15 protein-coding genes are annotated in these 16,466 nt (G+C 46.8%); 4 read left to right on the top strand and 11 right to left on the bottom strand.

Annotated features, from left to right (window positions below):
- Window positions 1-56: 56 nt before the first annotated feature.
- On the bottom strand, window positions 57-836 hold the full coding sequence (locus NE536_RS03680; RefSeq protein WP_011845736.1) for a tetratricopeptide repeat protein: 780 nt from the start codon (window positions 834-836) through the stop codon (window positions 57-59).
- A 430-nt stretch (window positions 837-1,266) separates the two neighbouring features.
- Here NE536_RS03680 and crp point away from each other — a divergent pair, with 430 nt between their 5' ends.
- The 4 genes from crp to NE536_RS03660 all read left to right on the top strand — a co-directional run bounded on the left by crp (window position 1,267) and on the right by NE536_RS03660 (window position 4,312).
- Window positions 1,267-1,902, top strand: a complete 636-nt coding sequence (crp, locus tag NE536_RS03675; protein WP_006080082.1) for a cAMP-activated global transcriptional regulator CRP — start codon at window positions 1,267-1,269, stop codon at window positions 1,900-1,902.
- An 82-nt stretch (window positions 1,903-1,984) separates the two neighbouring features.
- Window positions 1,985-2,332 (top strand): PepSY domain-containing protein, encoded by a 348-nt coding sequence (locus NE536_RS03670; protein ID WP_106651672.1) that lies wholly within the window; start codon window positions 1,985-1,987, stop codon window positions 2,330-2,332.
- The gene (locus NE536_RS03665) at window positions 2,313-2,987 is read left to right on the top strand and encodes a response regulator transcription factor (protein WP_006080080.1); all 675 of its coding nucleotides are present in this window, start codon (window positions 2,313-2,315) and stop codon (window positions 2,985-2,987) included. The genes NE536_RS03670 and NE536_RS03665 overlap by 20 nt, the downstream gene beginning before the upstream one ends.
- Window positions 2,984-4,312 carry an ATP-binding protein gene (locus tag NE536_RS03660; RefSeq protein WP_259511089.1) on the top strand — a complete coding sequence of 443 codons (1,329 nt, stop codon included), beginning with the start codon at window positions 2,984-2,986 and terminating at the stop codon, window positions 4,310-4,312. The genes NE536_RS03665 and NE536_RS03660 overlap by 4 nt, the downstream gene beginning before the upstream one ends.
- Before the next feature lie 115 nt (window positions 4,313-4,427).
- Here the strand turns inward: NE536_RS03660 and NE536_RS03655 are convergent, their stop codons facing one another.
- From NE536_RS03655 to sspA, 10 genes are all read right to left on the bottom strand, one after another.
- On the bottom strand, window positions 4,428-5,231 hold the full coding sequence (locus NE536_RS03655; RefSeq protein ID WP_115333847.1) for a DUF1338 domain-containing protein: 804 nt from the start codon (window positions 5,229-5,231) through the stop codon (window positions 4,428-4,430).
- A gap of 209 nt (window positions 5,232-5,440) precedes the next feature.
- Complete coding sequence (gene astD, locus NE536_RS03650; protein WP_261271826.1) at window positions 5,441-6,901, bottom strand: succinylglutamate-semialdehyde dehydrogenase; 1,461 nt, start codon at window positions 6,899-6,901, stop codon at window positions 5,441-5,443.
- A gap of 9 nt (window positions 6,902-6,910) precedes the next feature.
- Entirely contained in the window at window positions 6,911-7,930 is a 1,020-nt protein-coding gene (gene astA / locus NE536_RS03645; protein WP_012197665.1) for an arginine N-succinyltransferase, read from the bottom strand.
- A 127-nt stretch (window positions 7,931-8,057) separates the two neighbouring features.
- Window positions 8,058-9,275: an aspartate aminotransferase family protein gene (locus tag NE536_RS03640; protein ID WP_006080073.1), complete on the bottom strand. Its 1,218-nt coding sequence runs from the start codon at window positions 9,273-9,275 to the stop codon at window positions 8,058-8,060.
- A 308-nt stretch (window positions 9,276-9,583) separates the two neighbouring features.
- On the bottom strand, window positions 9,584-10,495 hold the full coding sequence (locus tag NE536_RS03635) for an alpha/beta hydrolase (protein WP_261271825.1): 912 nt from the start codon (window positions 10,493-10,495) through the stop codon (window positions 9,584-9,586).
- 55 nt (window positions 10,496-10,550) lie between these two features.
- A complete protein-coding gene (locus NE536_RS03630) occupies window positions 10,551-11,696 on the bottom strand; it encodes an HDOD domain-containing protein (protein WP_259516280.1) in 1,146 nt (381 codons plus the stop codon).
- 204 nt (window positions 11,697-11,900) lie between these two features.
- Window positions 11,901-14,381: a S9 family peptidase gene (locus tag NE536_RS03625; RefSeq protein ID WP_261271824.1), complete on the bottom strand. Its 2,481-nt coding sequence runs from the start codon at window positions 14,379-14,381 to the stop codon at window positions 11,901-11,903.
- A 180-nt stretch (window positions 14,382-14,561) separates the two neighbouring features.
- Window positions 14,562-15,146 carry an anthranilate synthase component II gene (locus NE536_RS03620; protein ID WP_261271823.1) on the bottom strand — a complete coding sequence of 195 codons (585 nt, stop codon included), beginning with the start codon at window positions 15,144-15,146 and terminating at the stop codon, window positions 14,562-14,564.
- Between the two features lie 194 nt (window positions 15,147-15,340).
- Window positions 15,341-15,778 (bottom strand): ClpXP protease specificity-enhancing factor, encoded by a 438-nt coding sequence (locus NE536_RS03615; RefSeq protein ID WP_106651680.1) that lies wholly within the window; start codon window positions 15,776-15,778, stop codon window positions 15,341-15,343.
- Window positions 15,778-16,407, bottom strand: coding sequence for a stringent starvation protein SspA (gene sspA, locus NE536_RS03610; RefSeq protein WP_261271822.1), 630 nt, complete (start codon window positions 16,405-16,407; stop codon window positions 15,778-15,780). The genes NE536_RS03615 and sspA overlap by 1 nt, the downstream gene beginning before the upstream one ends.
- Between the last annotated feature and the right edge of the window lie 59 nt (window positions 16,408-16,466).

The following is a 16,466-nucleotide window of genomic DNA, read 5'->3' as shown; positions in this document are numbered from 1 at the left end:
ACTAAAGCGCGAATAAACCAATAGGGCTTACTTTAAGGGCTCCAATAACCAATGCCTTATTCGAGTAAGCGTAAGGTTTCGCGATACGCACGCTTTTGTTCGTAGGTTTGTAAGCGCTGCATAAACTCATCTGTCTTGGTCATTTCGGCACTCATCTTTAACGCTTCTATCGCTTTTTGCTGCGTCGAAATTGCCGCACCAAAATCGCCGACTTCGGCATAAGCCGCCGCCAGATTATCTAAATTTGTCGGATCGTTTTCATTCACTTTGAGTAACTTTAAGGATAACTCGACCGCTTTATTACCATCGCGATACTCAGCTTCTGGGCAAGTCGCTAAAATCCACGCCACATTACCTAAGGCAACATCATCACCCACTTGGGAAAATTGCTCGACCGCTTTACCACAGTTACGTTGCACGCCATCGCCGCCAGAAGCATAAATAAAGCCTAAACGGAATTGTGCCCAACGGCTGCCCTGCTCACTCAAGGCTCGATACCAATGCTCGGCAACGGATAAGTCACGCTTGATCAATTGGCCTTCAAAAGACAGGTCAGCTAAGGTTTGCTGGGCTTTTTCATGTTGCTGCTCGGCGGCAAGTGAAATCCAGTGCAAACCAGAGGGCACTTCTTGCGCCACAAAACGCCCAGAAAGATACATTAATCCCAGCAAAAATTGGGCATCGGCGTCACCTTGCTCTGCCGTCACCTGTATATGCACAAACTTACTGGCTGCGAGTTCGGCAGCAGGCTGCGGGATAGAAAATGCGTGCGCCGCAGAGCTCAGCCCAATGGTTAAGCTTAAACCTGCACCTAAAACCCATAATCTGTATTTCACTTGCTTACCTCTCTTGAAAGCGACTGCCCACAAAGTTAGCCAGAATTAACCCCATAAGTCGAGCCTAAATACACACAAACCTCAGGATAATGGGGGAAGTTGAAGCAAATGAGCAGCTAATTTCAACTGTGAAACATCTTATACTGTAATTTAGGGGCCTGTTTTATCCATAATCTATAATAAAACGGCTTAATTAGACTGGTAAGATGTGATTAACTCGACAGAGTTAAGTGAATCCAGCGAGTTTCACGCCGATTTAGTTGACTTAAATCACTAAAGTAGCAAAATAAGCTCTAATTTTAGATGGTTAATTGCATTTATTCACTTATTCTAAAGTAAGACTTCCATCAAGTTTTTGTTAGTTTAATTGACGTAAAATGCTTATTTAGAATACTCTTACTTTCGTTTTAATCAATCGAGGAACACCAACATGGCTCTGATTGGTAAGCCAAAACCTGATCCAACTTTGGAATGGTTTTTATCACACTGTCACATTCATAAGTACCCTGCAAAGAGCACTCTTATTCATGCTGGTGAAGATTCAGATACTCTTTATTACATAGTAAAAGGTTCTGTAGCGGTATTGATTAAAGATGAAGAAGGTAAGGAGATGATCCTTTCTTATCTGAATCAAGGTGACTTTATCGGTGAACTAGGTTTGTTTGAAGAACAAGCCGAACGTACTGCATGGGTTCGTGCTAAACAAGCTTGTGAAATCGCTGAGATTTCATATAAAAAGTTCAGACAGTTAATTCAAGTTAACCCTGAAATTCTGATGAAGCTGTCTGCACAAATGGCCTATCGCCTGCAAAGCACCAGCCAGAAAGTGGGTAACCTCGCATTCTTAGACGTGGCAGGCCGCATTGCCCAAACGCTGTTACATCTGGCGAAACAACCTGATGCGATGACGCATCCTGATGGCATGCAGATTAAGATCACTCGTCAAGAGATCGGCCAAATCGTTGGCTGTTCACGGGAAACTGTGGGTCGTATCTTGAAGATGTTAGAAGAACAGAATTTAATCCAAGCTCATGGTAAGACAATCGTGGTATACGGTACCCGTTAAGTTAGTCTTCAGCTTGATTTAAGCCTGCCTTATTAAAGTGGCCTAGAATAAATTCTAGGCCATTTTTTATTGGAGAGCTCAAATGAAACGGCTGTTTTTAATCTGTTTTTTCAGCCTGTTCACGCTGGCGCATCCAATGAAATTGAATGCCGAACCTATTGAATTAGAACACTATCAAGCCAAGGCACTCGTCAACTCTGGGCAAATACTATCCTTAAACGGTACACTCTCCATAGTTAATCAGTTTTGCCAAGGTGAACTAATTGATGCTCATCTCTATCAAGAAGATCATAAATGGCGCTATGATTTGCAAATCAAAGTTCAGCGTGGCCAAATCGTCAATCTCAGTATTGATGCAACTAATGGTCAAGCCGATCACTCAATAGCATTACCGAGCGAATGTCGAAAACATGAAACTGTTACTCGTTGAAGATAACCCTATGCTAGTCACCGAGCTGGAGAAACAACTCAAACTCGCTGGCTATGTGACCGATATTACTGACAAAGCGCTTGAAGCCGATTATCTGATCAAAGAAACCCAATACGATTGCGTGATCTTAGATATCGGCTTGCCCGACGGCAACGGCCTCGAACTACTCGAAGGCTGGCGTAATCAAGGGATCAGCACTCCTGTCATCATGCTGACCGCACGCAGCCAATGGCATGAAAAAGTCGAAGGCTTTAATGCTGGCGCCGACGATTACTTAGGCAAACCTTTCCACGCACAGGAATTATTGGCGCGTATTCAAGCCCTTATCCACCGTGCCCATGGCCGTTTAAATACTTCTAGCAAGCAATTGAGCTATGGCGGCGTGATCTTAGATGAAGCCGAGCAAACGGTAAAAGTAGCAGACCAATTGTTTGAGCTAACGGCGATGGAATTCAGACTGTTAAAAATCTTCCTGATGTCGCCTAAGAAGCTGTTATCTAAGACACAACTTACCGATAAGCTGTATCAGTTTGACGATGAAAAAGAGAGTAATGTGGTCGAGGTTTATGTAACCCACTTACGCAAGAAATTAGGCAAAACCGCTATCGAAACCCGCCGCGGCCAAGGTTATATCTTCCACGGCATTATTGAATGATCTCAATCCGCACTAAGCTCAGTTTATGGTTAACGGGCTTACTGGTAATAGGCACAGTCATTGGGCTCATCTTGTTTGAGTCCATGCTGCGTCAGGCGTTTCATGATTCTATTATCAATCGCTTAGAAGAAGATCTCGAACATATTATGTTGGCGACCCATATCCACGATGGGGACATCAGCATAGATCAAAGCCAACTTTCCAGTTTCTACAAGCCCGCCTATTCAGGCCGCTATTTCCAGCTTAACCTGCCCAATGAAGTCATTCGCTCCCGCTCCCTGTGGGATATGCAGTTAGATATCGAGCCACTCGCGCCAAATCAAACCCGTGTCTGGCAAGCTAAAGGCCCCAAAAATAACGATATGCAACTGTTATCACTGGGGCTAAATTCCAGTAGCGCCAATGTCAGCGCCACCTTAACTGTTGCCCAAGACTTGAGTATCGGCAGACGCGTGTTTAGCGAAGTCTATGGCACTAAGCTTGGGATTAATCTGGCGATGTTAGTTGCTATGATCGCGGGGATCTTCCTCATCCTTCGCCAATCCTTTAAGCCAGTTAAGCATATTCAGCATGCGCTTTCGCGGCTAAGAGAAGGCGAGATTAACGCGCTGGAGCTGAATAATATTCCCCCCGAAGTGCAGCCACTAGCGAAGACTTACAACGAGTTACTCGAGTACACCGCCAAGCAAATTGAGCGTAGCCGCAATAACTTAGGTAACTTAAGCCATGGGCTTAAAACCCCGCTGGCCGTGATGCAGCAACAGGTCGAAGCCCTTGGTCTTAAAGATCCTGAAACCGCCATTGCCTTGCAGCAACAGCTGGATTCTATCCACAAGATGGTCGAGCGCAAACTGGCGGCGGCAAGGATCACAGGCGATATGCTTCCTGCGGCGCAGTTAGTGATCCCAAGGGATTTACACAGCCTAGCCAACACCTTAAATAAGGTTCACCGCAATAAAACCATCGAATGTGCTTTCGAACTCGACCCTAATATTCTCAGGCTGCCGATCCACAGGGAAGATGGCATGGAGCTCCTAGGCAATCTACTGGACAACGCCTTTAAATGGGCCCAGAGCCGAGTCAGCATTCAGTTATCACGCCAACAGGAGCGTCTCTGCCTTTGTATCGATGATGATGGTCCAGGGGTTGCCGATGATGAACTCGATAAACTCACTCAAAGGGGCACTCGATTAGATGAGTCTGTCATGGGTCACGGCTTAGGCTTGTCGATAGTGAAGGAAATTGCCGAACAGTATGAGATTGAGCTTAAGTTTAGCCACAGCACTCGCTTAGGTGGACTGAGAATCGAACTGACCTTCAGTTAGTCTCGCTTAACATGCTCAGCGTTAAATGCTCTCTTTAAAATACTCATAAAAAAACGCCATCGAATTGATGGCGTTTTTTATGCTTAATGTCTGATGACGTTAGGCTTTATTCACGTTAAGCCTTATTCACGTTCGTACTTTCAAAAATCTTGTCGGCAGACGCAGCCACAAAGCCAGTATACAGCTCACCATTAGCCATAGGATAACGCAGCGCAAACTCATAGAAACAACTTGGGATTTCCACTGTTGCATCGGTGAATTCAAGGCCAATCTTATCTGCCATAGTCGACGATTGCTCTAATAACACTTCTGGCGAACCTTTGATCTCGCCACCTGAACCATTAAGCACAAAGCCCGCTTGCTTCAGGGCATCATTCACTGACTCTAAAGTTTCAAAACCGTCGAGGTGATTGATAGACACAGTGAAATGGTTAGCGCGATAGCCAAAAGCCGCTACCCAAGCCGCATATTCGCTCTCAGTTAATAAATCCTGATAGGTTTTAGAATCTAAAGACCAATGGCGACCCGAGTAAATAAAGTTGTCCGCCGTTGTCGCCGCAACATCTACTTGGGCGATTAAGCCTTGAATGGTCTCTTGTAGCGCTGGGCTAAATTCTTCAACTAATAGCTCAGAGATAAACACTTTAGGCTGAGTCGAATCTGGGTGTTCAAAATGCTTAGCGATCAGTTTTTTCTGTTCAAACTTATAATCACCGCAAGCGACATAACCTAACGAAGTGAAATGCTTAGCAAGCACATCCAAATTCACCTTAGCGATGTTGAAAGTACGCAGGGCGATATGATCGTTGATGATTGGCTTACCATGGCCCAGCAGCGCGTGCACTTTTGCCGCCGAAGGGGTCATTTGAATATAGTCTTGCCACAGGGCGGCAAATAACGCGTTGATGTCGGTATGCATAAAAACTCCTTTTATTGTGCTGCGGTTATTGCTGTTATTTTGCCGCGAACACTAAATGTAACGACCTAGATGCCACTGTTGCAGCGTCACACATACCCACAGTAGAAGCTCAAGTTACGTTACTGCTTGTTATTAAAAAGGAAGAACATTCGTCCTTCCTCCTCTTTACCACGTACTCTTTACCACATAAAAGACAAATCTTTACCCGCTTATAAGCTCAAACCTGGGCTTAATGTCGCAGGCAAGCTCACTGCATCGGCCTCGACCGAAGCGACGGGATAAGCACAGTAATCGGCGGCATAGAAAGCGCTCGCCCTGTGGTTACCCGATGCGCCTACGCCACCAAAAGGTGCCGCGCCCGATGCGCCAGTGATTTGTTTGTTCCAGTTAACAATCCCTGCACGAATGCGCGCGAGGAAATAGTCATAATCTTCACGGCTATCGGCCAGTAAACCCGCAGACAAACCGTAACGCGTTTGGTTAGCCAGTTTGATAGCTTGATCGAAATCGCTATAACGCACTAGCTGTAGCAGAGGTCCGAAGTATTCTTCATCCGGCAAGACTTCGATAGCCGTCACATCGATAAGGCCAGGAGAGACTAAGCCCGTACCCGCTTCTAAATGGGTTAACTCGACTAACGATACGCCGCCCAAGTTCTGCAGATTCGTCTGCGCCGCAACCATACCTTTGGCGGCAGCTTCAGAAATCATTGAGCCCATAAAAGGTTGTGGCTGTGCGTTCCAAGGACCAACTTTAATCTGCTTGACCGCATCAGCTAACATGGCAATCAAGGCATCGCCCTGCTCACCTTGCTCTACATATAGACGGCGCGCACAAGTACAACGTTGGCCAGATGAGATATAAGCCGACTGTAAAATATCGTGCACGGCAGCTTTAATATCCTGTACACCTTTAATGATCAGTGGGTTATTGCCCCCCATCTCAAGTGCTAAAATCTTGCCTGGATGACCGGCATATTGTTGATGTAAAAAATGACCCGTGCGTGAACTGCCGGTAAAGAACAGACCATCGAGCTGCGGGTGAGAAGCCAGTGCTTTACCCGTATCCACCTCACCTTGGACTAAGTTGAGCACGCCAGCAGGCAGACCCGCTTTATCCCATAGGCTAACCATCAGCTCGGCAACTTTAGGCGTCAATTCAGAAGGTTTAAAAATCACCGTATTCCCAGCCAGCAGCGCAGGCACTATGTGGCCGTTCGGCAAATGACCGGGGAAATTGTAAGGACCGAAAACCGCCACAACACCGTGGGGCTTATGGCGGATAACCGCGCGTCCCGCTGGCGTATCGTTGGCTTCTGTGCCCGTACGTTTATTGTAAGCCGCGGCTGATAGCGCAATCTTGCCTATCATGGCGCCGACTTCGGTCGCCGTTTCCCACTGAGGTTTACCCGTTTCTTGGGCAATCGTTTCAGCCAATTCCGCTTTGTTGGCTTCAAGTTGGCTGCGATACGCTTCGACTATGGCTAAGCGTGCATCGAAACCTAACATAAACCAATCAAACTGCGCGGCGCGCGCGGCATCAACGGCGGCGTTAACTTGTTCTGCGGTGGCCGTTTTACCTGTCCAAATAGTTTGAGCATTGGCTGGGTTAATTGAGGCCACGTCATGACCTTTGCCAGCATGCCACTGACCTTGAATATAATGTGTCATTTGTTATTCCTACATTGCCAAAATACGGATTTGATCGCCTTTTGCGAGCAACAAACCCGCTGCCAGCTCAGGGCTGATAATGATGTGTTCGGATTTGTCGTCCACAGCCAGTGCGGCAGACGTCGCTCGATAATTGGCTAATTGAGTATTTGAGATAATAAATTGAGTGTCGGCTTCGACCATGTCACCAATATCGACGGTTAATAAACGGCTTTCACGCACGCCGCGAATGTCCGATAAACGACACTCAACCGTTGGACCACCATCAAAAATATCCACGTAACCACGGCATCGAAAGCCTTCGGCCTGCAGCAGACTTAATGCGGGACGGGTATTGGTATGCACTTCGCCAATCACTTTCTGCGCTTCTTCCGGCAATAGACAAACATATACAGGGTTTCGTGGCATCATTTCGGCCATAAATGCCTTTTTACCCAAACCAGAAAGATAATCCGCCTGAATAAAATCAATGCCTAAAAAGTGTTTTTGCAGCCAGCCATAGAAAGGTGAATGACCATCGGCATCGCTCACACCGCGCATTTCGGCAATCACAGTTTCACCAAAACGCTTTGCATGTTGCGCTAAAAACAGAAAGCGACTGCGGGATAACATGCGGCCATTGTTGCCCTTGCGATACGCTTCACGCAAAAACAGGGTGCACATCTCGGCGGCGCCAGTGTAATCATGGCAAAGGGTGAGGGTTTCGACCTCGTTACGCACGTCAATTTGTTCGGAATGATAGACTTCAGTACCGAGTCGATAATGGTAGAAAGCATCTTCCATTCCCACGGCCGCTTCGATAGCGCACGTCCCCACCACTTCACGGGTGTCGGTATCTTCCAGCACCATCAGATAACCTTCATCGAAGGGCGCATCGACGGTTTTGACGAATGAGGCTTCTGCTCGCGCAATTTTATGTCTGAGCAAATCGGCATTCACGGGTAATGACGTAAAACCATGACCAGACTCTTCGGCAATTTGATATAAGGCTTCAAAATCGCCAGCCTGAATAGGACGTATGATTAACATCTTAGTGTCTCCTCACTTTGGCTTGCCGTGCATCAAGGCGCCTCTCTTCAAAAAGACAGGTAATGATGCACGTAAGTATTCCCTGACAAAAAAGGAGTGCGAATAAATTCAGCACTCCTTTGGTCATTTAGGCGGCAGCAATGCTCGCCACAGCACGTTCAAAACGAGCTAGACCTTCAGCAATATCTGCCTCAGGGATCACCAGAGAAGGAGCAAAACGTACCACGTTAGCACCCGCCATCAGGCTCATTAAGCCTTCAGCGACAGAGGCTACCAAGAAGTCGCGTGAACGGCCTTGGTATTGTTCATTAAGAACGGCCCCTAACAGCAAACCTTTACCGCGTACTTCTGAAAATACATGATATTTTTCATTAATTTTGTTCAAACCATCGCGCAATAACTGCTCGCGATGTTTTACGCCGTCTAACACTTCAGGGGTGTTCACTACGTCTAACACAGCATTACCGATAGCGCAGGCTAATGGGTTACCGCCATAGGTAGAACCGTGAGTGCCCACTTTTAGATGTTCAGCAATCTCAGCCGTTGTCAGCATAGCTGCGATAGGGAAACCACCGCCGAGTGCTTTAGCTGTGGTTAAAATGTCAGGCACGATTTCAGTACCCATGTAAGCGTACAGTTCGCCAGTACGACCCACACCCGTTTGCACTTCATCAAAAATCACTAGCGCATTGTGCTTGTTAGCCAGTTCACGCACAGCTTTTAGGAATGCAGGATCGGCATCAATAATACCGCCCTCGCCCTGCAGCGGCTCAAGCATGATGGCACAGGTTCTGTCCGTTACTGCAGCTTCTAATGCGGCAACATCGTTAAATGGCAGGTGAGTAATGCTCTGCGGCTTAGGACCAAAACCATCGGAATAGGCAGCTTGTCCACCAACGCTCACGGTGAAGAATGTACGGCCGTGGAAGGCTTTATCAAACGCTATGATTTCGTCTTTTTCAACGCCGTGTTTTTCTAAGGCGTAACGACGGGCAAGTTTCAATGCGGCTTCGTTGGCTTCGGCGCCAGAGTTGGCAAAATACACTTTGTCGGCAAACGTGCTGTTAACTAATTTAGTCGCTAATTCTAAGGCAGGCTCATTCGTCATTACGTTTGACAGATGCCATAATTTTTCGCCTTGTGTTTTAAGGGCATTCACAAGAGCAGGATGACAGTGACCTAAGCAATTTACCGCAATACCGCCAGCAAAATCGATAAACTCATTACCCTCTTGGTCCCAGACTCGGCTTCCTTCGCCACGAACAGGGATCACAGCAGCAGGCGCATAATTAGGCACCATCACTGCGTCAAACTGGGCACGGTCTAACTTCATATCAACGCTCATTCTTCTTCGTCCTTTGTGTTTGTTTAACGGCGCCTTGCACCGTCAGAGTCCCATAGGTATCTTTATCTAGAGTTAGTGATACTGGGATTGCTTGTGTCTATTAATAACCATTATTAGCGAAAATGTGATCAAAATACCAGTTTTTCACAAACATCAATCCTCGCACTTCCACCCAAAGTGCATAAAGATTGCAGTTTAAGAACTATACAAGCGGTTATTCCAGTGGCTTTCAGCATAATTAGTCATAAAAAAAGTTATTTACCCCTCATTTTGCTAGCTATTCACTGAATGTGAATAACTACACCATTTTAACGAATCAAGTGTGAAAGCACAAAATGGCTAATTTTCGACCTCACTTCAAGGGCTTCGGGCAATAAATTGAACAAGGGAAACACATGGGGCATGTTAGGGTAAAAACAGCCCGTTATCTCGCCACCGCTGGCTTTGACTTGGGCAACTAAGCGCTCAGAATCCTGCAATAACAGCTCCCGCGTACCCGCAATCACTAAGATGGGCGGCAGAGCTGCCAAGTCCCCCTGCAAGGGTGAAACTTTTGCAGACATGGGGTCGGCACCCGCAAGATAGGCGCCACGTAAACGCAGCAAAGCTTCGATGGTGAAGAAGGGATCGTCGGCTGCGAGTATCAGCTCAGTATCCCCGGTTAGTGCTAAATCCAACGCGGGCGATAACAAGATGCAGGCCGTCGGTAATGGCAGGGCTAAACGCTTTAATTCCAGCAACAAGCTCAGGGCTAAATTGCCGCCAGCAGAGTCGCCCATGAGGATCATATTCTCAACGCCCTTAAGCGCGATTAATCGCTTATAGGCTTCAAGCACATCATCAAATGGTGCAGGAAAAGGATGCTCAGGTGCGAGACGATAATCAGGAATATAGGCATCCAATTTACAACGTTGGCTGATATCCGCGATCAATCTTGCGTGGGCATGGGGCGTTTTAAAACAAAAACCTCCGCCACGGATATAAAACAGATTGCCAAGGCGAGTTTGCTCATTGAGAAGCACATAGTGCAGCAAGCTAGAGTGTTGCAAAGGGATGGTGGCACTGACTAACTTATCCGGCCAAGGAAGCCAACGTTTATCGAGATCAAGCAACTTTTTACGCACTTGCGCTAGGGGGACTTTGGCCTTGCCGCGACTGATGGATGGCCTAGCGACATAAGATAAAATAGTATTCAGTACAGATGCTTGCCAGCTTGGCATATCCCTTCCTCTACTTAAACGCCGCCATCCCGACGCTCAAGTCGCAGGTCGTGGACTACAGCAGATCTAACTTCCTATAATTCTGTGCTTTTAAGCGCAGCACTTCTTGCTCAGTTAACTCGTAATAATCGAACATTAAACGCTTTTCTTGGGGATCGATTTGACGCATTTCTTCGAGCAACACCACCTTAGCATAACAGTTTGCCCGCGCGACTAATGCGGCCTGCGGTGACAATTCTCGATAGCTTAAGGTTAGGTCTAACTCCTTCAATAACCCAGTCAAAGGGCTCGCTTCAAACTTAAGTAACTCTAATAGCTGCCAGTTAAGTTTATGACCATGGCTTAACACTTGTTCAAACACAGCTTTGGCAGGAAACTCAGTGGCAATCACCGCATCATACACTTCCTTGTCACGGCTGCTGCTGGCTTCCCTTATCCACGCTCCCCAGGTTTGATCAAATAAGCGGGCACTCAAACTCAGCACAACCGAGGTGCCTAATTGATTGAGCAAGGCACAACTATAAACTAAGGCTGAGTCAGTATTATGAAGCTGAGCCAACGCATTGGCCGCGATACCACTGACTATGCTGTAGCGCCACAATTTACGGGTAGTCCACAGCAACTTAGCATTGGCGCTCGGCAGCCAATTACGCAGGCAAAAATAAGGGATAATCGTTCGCAGGTTTTCGATGCCAATGTAATTCATCACCAATTTAATATCGGTAACTCGCACATCTGAGCTCTGAGGCCGGCGAGCACGAAAAGACGGGCTGTTGACCATGTTGGTTAAGTCGCGGCACAACCAACTTAAGTTACTGATCAGCGGTCTTAATCTCGTCGCATCAAGATTTTTTGCCAGCAGTAATTCCAGCAACAGAATTTGCGATTCATTGATCTCTGACTTAGCCAGAACCAGTTCGGGGGACGCGAGTTGATGCTCGATGGCGTTATTGACCGTTTCATGCAACTGGCTCGACACGGCTTCAAACACTTCTTTGGCTTTAATTTGTTTCATCAAACGTGCCAAAATCGCTTCGCGCTCAACATCTAACTTATTCGCATCGGCCTCTAATTCAAGGTCGAGGTCATCCAAAAGAGTCGGGCTCGCTTTATGCTTTCCGAGGATCAACTGTTGGTAGAGTCTGTGCTCTATCTCTATAATTTTGCCGGGTCTTACACCGCCCGCAACCGAAATCGCCACTATAAATCTTTCCTATATCGCTAATGCCTGAGTGACGTCAAAACAATCAAACTCTCAAAATCATTACAATTTCAGCACATACACTTAATCTTAGCAATAACGCAAAGTCGCAGAACACAAACATAGTGTGATATCGGATATTTCCTACTCAGTTACCCAATAAAAAGGCCTCACATAGAGGCCTTTACAGGAAATCGAGCTGAGTTATTTGAGTTCTTGTTCGAATAACTTATAGATACGGCGGTATTCGTCTAACCAGCTAGAAGGCTGACGGAAGCCATGGGGCTCGACAGGATAAATCGCCGTTTCAAAGGTCGGTTTTTCCAGTTCAATCAAATGCTGCACCATGCGCACGCTGTCTTGGAAGAAGACGTTGTCGTCCATAACTCCACTCATAATAAGCAGTGGTTTCGTTAATCCTTGAGCATGCTCAATCGGAGAGCTGCGCTCATAGGCGATAGGATCGACATCAGGCGTATTTAAGATGTTGGAGGTATAAGGCGCATTATAATGTGCCCAGTCCGCCACAGGACGCAGTGCGGCTCCTGCTTGGAACAGATCTGGTGCAGTGAACAATGACATAAAGGTTAAGAATCCGCCGTAGGAACCACCATAAGTCCCGACACGTTGAGTATCAACATTCGTATTGGTTCCCATCCAGCTAACGCCATCCTTTAAGTCTTCCACTTCTGGATGACCCATATTGCGATAAATCGCGGTGCGCCAATCTCGGCCATAACCTTTAGAGCCACGGTAATCCATATCCATCACCACATAACCTTGCTGAGTCAGCAGGTTGTGGAACATAAATTCGCGAAAGTATCCGCTAAAGCCATAGTCAGCATTTTGCAGATAACCTGCACCGTGGTTGAAAATCACCGCAGGGTATTTCTCGGCGCGGGATTTATCATAGCCTTGTGGCAAATAAACACGGGCGTACACCTTGCCGGCACCATAGCTTGAAGGTACAGCGACCACTTCTGGTGCTTGCCATGGGTAATTTTTAAAGGCATCGCTGGTGTAAGACGTCAGCTGCTTTAACTCACCGCCAATGGGTTGAACATACAGCTCATTGGGCTGAGTGCGGCGTGAGGCATTAAGTAATAGCTGAGTGCCATCGGGACTTAGGCTGTAATCTAAGTTGCCATCCCACTGCGTTAATTGCTCATTTTTGCCTGTGGCTAAGTTCACCCTGTGAACGTTATACATACCAGGGTGAGTTTGGTTAGCTTTGTAGTAGATATAATTCGCGTCCGGTGACAGCTGGATGTCGCTCACAACAAACTTGCCTTGGGTTAAGGCGCGCGGCTTTGCACCGAGTCCTTTCACATAGAGCTGCGAATAACCTGATTCTTCCGACAAATAGTACAGAGAATCCGTCCCCGGCAACCAACCGAATTGGTTGTAGTCATAATTCACCCATGCATCATCATGCAAACGATGTTCTGTGGTGAATTTACCTTTAGCGAGATCGACACTGGCGATCCAGCGATCTTTGTTATCGGTAGCTTCTAGCATCAGAGCCAATTTATCTTCCGATTCATGCCATTGAATCGCACTCTGAGTCCAGCCCCAATCCTGAATTAGCTGAATTTTGCGTGGCGCTTTAGTGCTTTGGTAAGTTTCGCCTTTCGCTTTAGCATTCTCAGCTTTCACTTTGGCGAGTACATCTTCATCAAAACCCGTCAGGCCCTCGATAGTGATATCGACTTGTTTATGCTGGTTTAAATCAAGCACTACAAAGCGTTGTCCTGGCGGCGTATCTTCAGCCACACGTGCACGTACTGGCACAGGGTCGATATAACCGTCGCTACCTAAGTAGTTAGGCATGATGTCGTGTTCGCTGCTACCGGTGTAATTCTTATCGGTCAGAGCAAGTAAAATATAGCGGCCATCCGGTGACAGACTAAGCTCAGACACCACTTCGCTATCGCCTAAATACCAAGTGCTGGCGGCGAGTGTTGGGTCGCTTTTTTGCAATTCATCTTTGTACTGTGCTTTGGCTTTAGCATTCTCTTGCTGCAGCGCCACATACTTAATCAATCTGTGCTGTTGCTTGGCAAGGTAAGACGTTGGCTCTTTTACACCTTCTGGGGCTTTCGCCATTTTAATTTCGGCAAGTTGCTCGACTAAGCCTGAGTCTTGATGAATTTGGAAAACATTGTCGCCCTGCCAATAGGCGATATCGCCATTATTGAGATAACGCACGCCATCGATGGCACTGCGCTGGCGAGTCAGTTGGCTGATTTTACCTGTGCTTAATTGCTTAACAAAAATGTTGCCCAGATACAGATAAGCCTTGTGTGACTTAGTGCGATCAAACACACCAAACTGCTGATCTGCCGCGTGTAATTTATCAAGCGCTAGCTCGACGGCGCGGCTGTCATTGATGCCTTGCTGATAATAACTGCGCAGAGGTGAAGCACTCGCTTGGCGGGCAAACAGCACGCTTTGGCTATCGTCGCTCCAGTAAGCCTCTTTGGCGAAAACCCCCATCCAATCGGGATTTGCCATAATTTGATTAAGCGTAAGCGCCTGTGAAACCTGTGGCGGTTGGGCTAAGGGAACTTGGAATGCTTGCGGGGATGATGCAGGAGCTGCTGTTTCAGTCGATGTCGCTGCGCAACCAGCCAACACGGCAACCGCTAACGCACTTAAACCCAAATTTCGCATTACGCTTCTCATTTGTCCTTCCTTTTATTGTTATCGCAACGGCTAAATGACCCAGTCTAGTTTATCTGCTGGTTTTGCCTATTCGCGTAGTTTTGCCGCAGTTATAGCATAGTTAATCGCTAAACTTGCTTAAAAAAAGGATAAATCTTGTAACAGAAATTGATAGTGTGGAGAGTTTTTAAGGCGAGGAAATTATACGGACACAGCCGGTTGCGCTAAAAAATTGGCTAACAGTTCGAGACCTTGCTCGGTGAGAATTGATTCGGGATGAAATTGCACCCCATAAAGCGGTAAGTCTTGATGGCTCATGGCCATGATTTCTCGGCCGTGAATTGCATCGTCAAACCAAGCATCGAGTACAAAACCTTCAGGCACAGCATCAACCAGTAACGAGTGATAACGTGTCACGGTTAAAGGCTGATTTAATCCCTTAAATAACCGCTGTCCTGTATGCGCAATAACGCTGACCTTGCCGTGCATCACCCGTTCGGCACGCACTACATTGGCACCGAAAACCTGCGCCATCGCTTGATGTCCCAAACAGACACCTAAGATTGGCATTCGCGCAGCAAAATATTCAATCGCCGCAAGGGAGATCCCCGCCTCATTGGGAGTACAAGGTCCTGGAGAAATCACCAAATGAGTAGGCGCAAGCGCCTCGATGTCGGCGATGCTAATTTCGTCATTACGTTTAACCACTATCTCTTGCCCTAGCTGCTGAAAATACTGCACTAAGTTAAAGGTAAAAGAGTCGTAATTATCGATCATTAGCAACATACAAGATCCATTGGCCTAAATGGGTAAGAGTAGAACGCATATCCGACGGATGAATGCGGGCGCAAATGCTACCACACCTTATCCTCAAGGTTTAGCCAATTACGGCGATAAAATACAGCGACAAAAAAGCCAGTCATTGGACTGGCTCAGTTTTAAAACAACTTGGGCATTTCACCACAGCGATTTAGCGGTCGTTATTTTACGACGGTTAAATGGCTGCGACGCTTAGGTGGTTCATCCGTCGGTTCAGGCGCTTTATCGTTTGTTTCAACAACCGATAAAGACGAATCGACTTCATCGTCAAGCAAATAAGCATCTTCGATATCGAAGACAGTGCCAGCCCCATTTTCACGGGCATAAATAGCGACAATTGACGCCATTGGCAACATCACCTGCTGAGGAACACCACCAAAACGCGCATTGAACTCCACACACTCATTGCTAATTTGCAAATTGCCCACTGCGCCAGCAGCGATATTCAACACTATCTGGCCATCCTTCACGTATTGCTGCGGTACTTGAGTACCTTCGATAAAGGCATCAACCACAACGTGAGGAGTCAATTGGTTATCCATCAACCAATCATAGTAAGCCCTTAGTAAATAAGGACGATTTGGAGTCAAAGGCTTCATTACATACCCATGCGCATTTCGCGTTCAGCTTCAGTCAAAGAAGCTTTAAACGATTCACGCTCAAAAATACGTGTCATGTACGCTTTGATATCTTTAGCTACACGGCTATCTAGCTCAATACCTAATACAGGTAAGCGCCACAACAATGGGCCAAGGTAGCAATCCGCTAGACCAAATTCTTCGCTCATGAAGTAAGGCACTTCACCGAAGATAGGCGCAATAGCGATCAGGCTTTCAGTCAGCTCTTTACGAGCGGCTTCAACACGATCACCCTTACGGATACGGTCAACTAGCGAATACCAGTCTGTATCTATGCGGTGCATCATCAAACGGCTTTGGCCGCGAGATACTGGATAAACTTGCATCAAAGGCGGATGAGGAAAACGCTCATCCAAATATTCCATGATAATGCGTGACTCGTATAAAACGAGTTCACGATCTACCAAAGTTGGCACTGAGTTATATGGATTTACTTCGAGCAAATCCTCAGGCATTTCGTTAGGGTCGACCTGTAAAACATCAACAGTAACCCCTTTCTCAGCTAACACGATACGTACTTGATGGCTATACAGATCATCAGCACCTGAAAACAGTGTCATGATAGAGCGTTTGTTGGCAGCAACAGCCATTGATACCCTCCAGAATCGAAATAAAACAAAAGTAAACGAGGGGCTAAGCCCCCCGTTTA

This window comes from Shewanella septentrionalis (genome assembly GCF_025370265.1).
Classification (GTDB): Bacteria; Pseudomonadota; Gammaproteobacteria; order Enterobacterales; family Shewanellaceae; genus Shewanella; species Shewanella hafniensis.
Note: the sequence above shows the minus strand (reverse complement) of the source record. Positions and strands in the feature narration are given on the sequence as shown.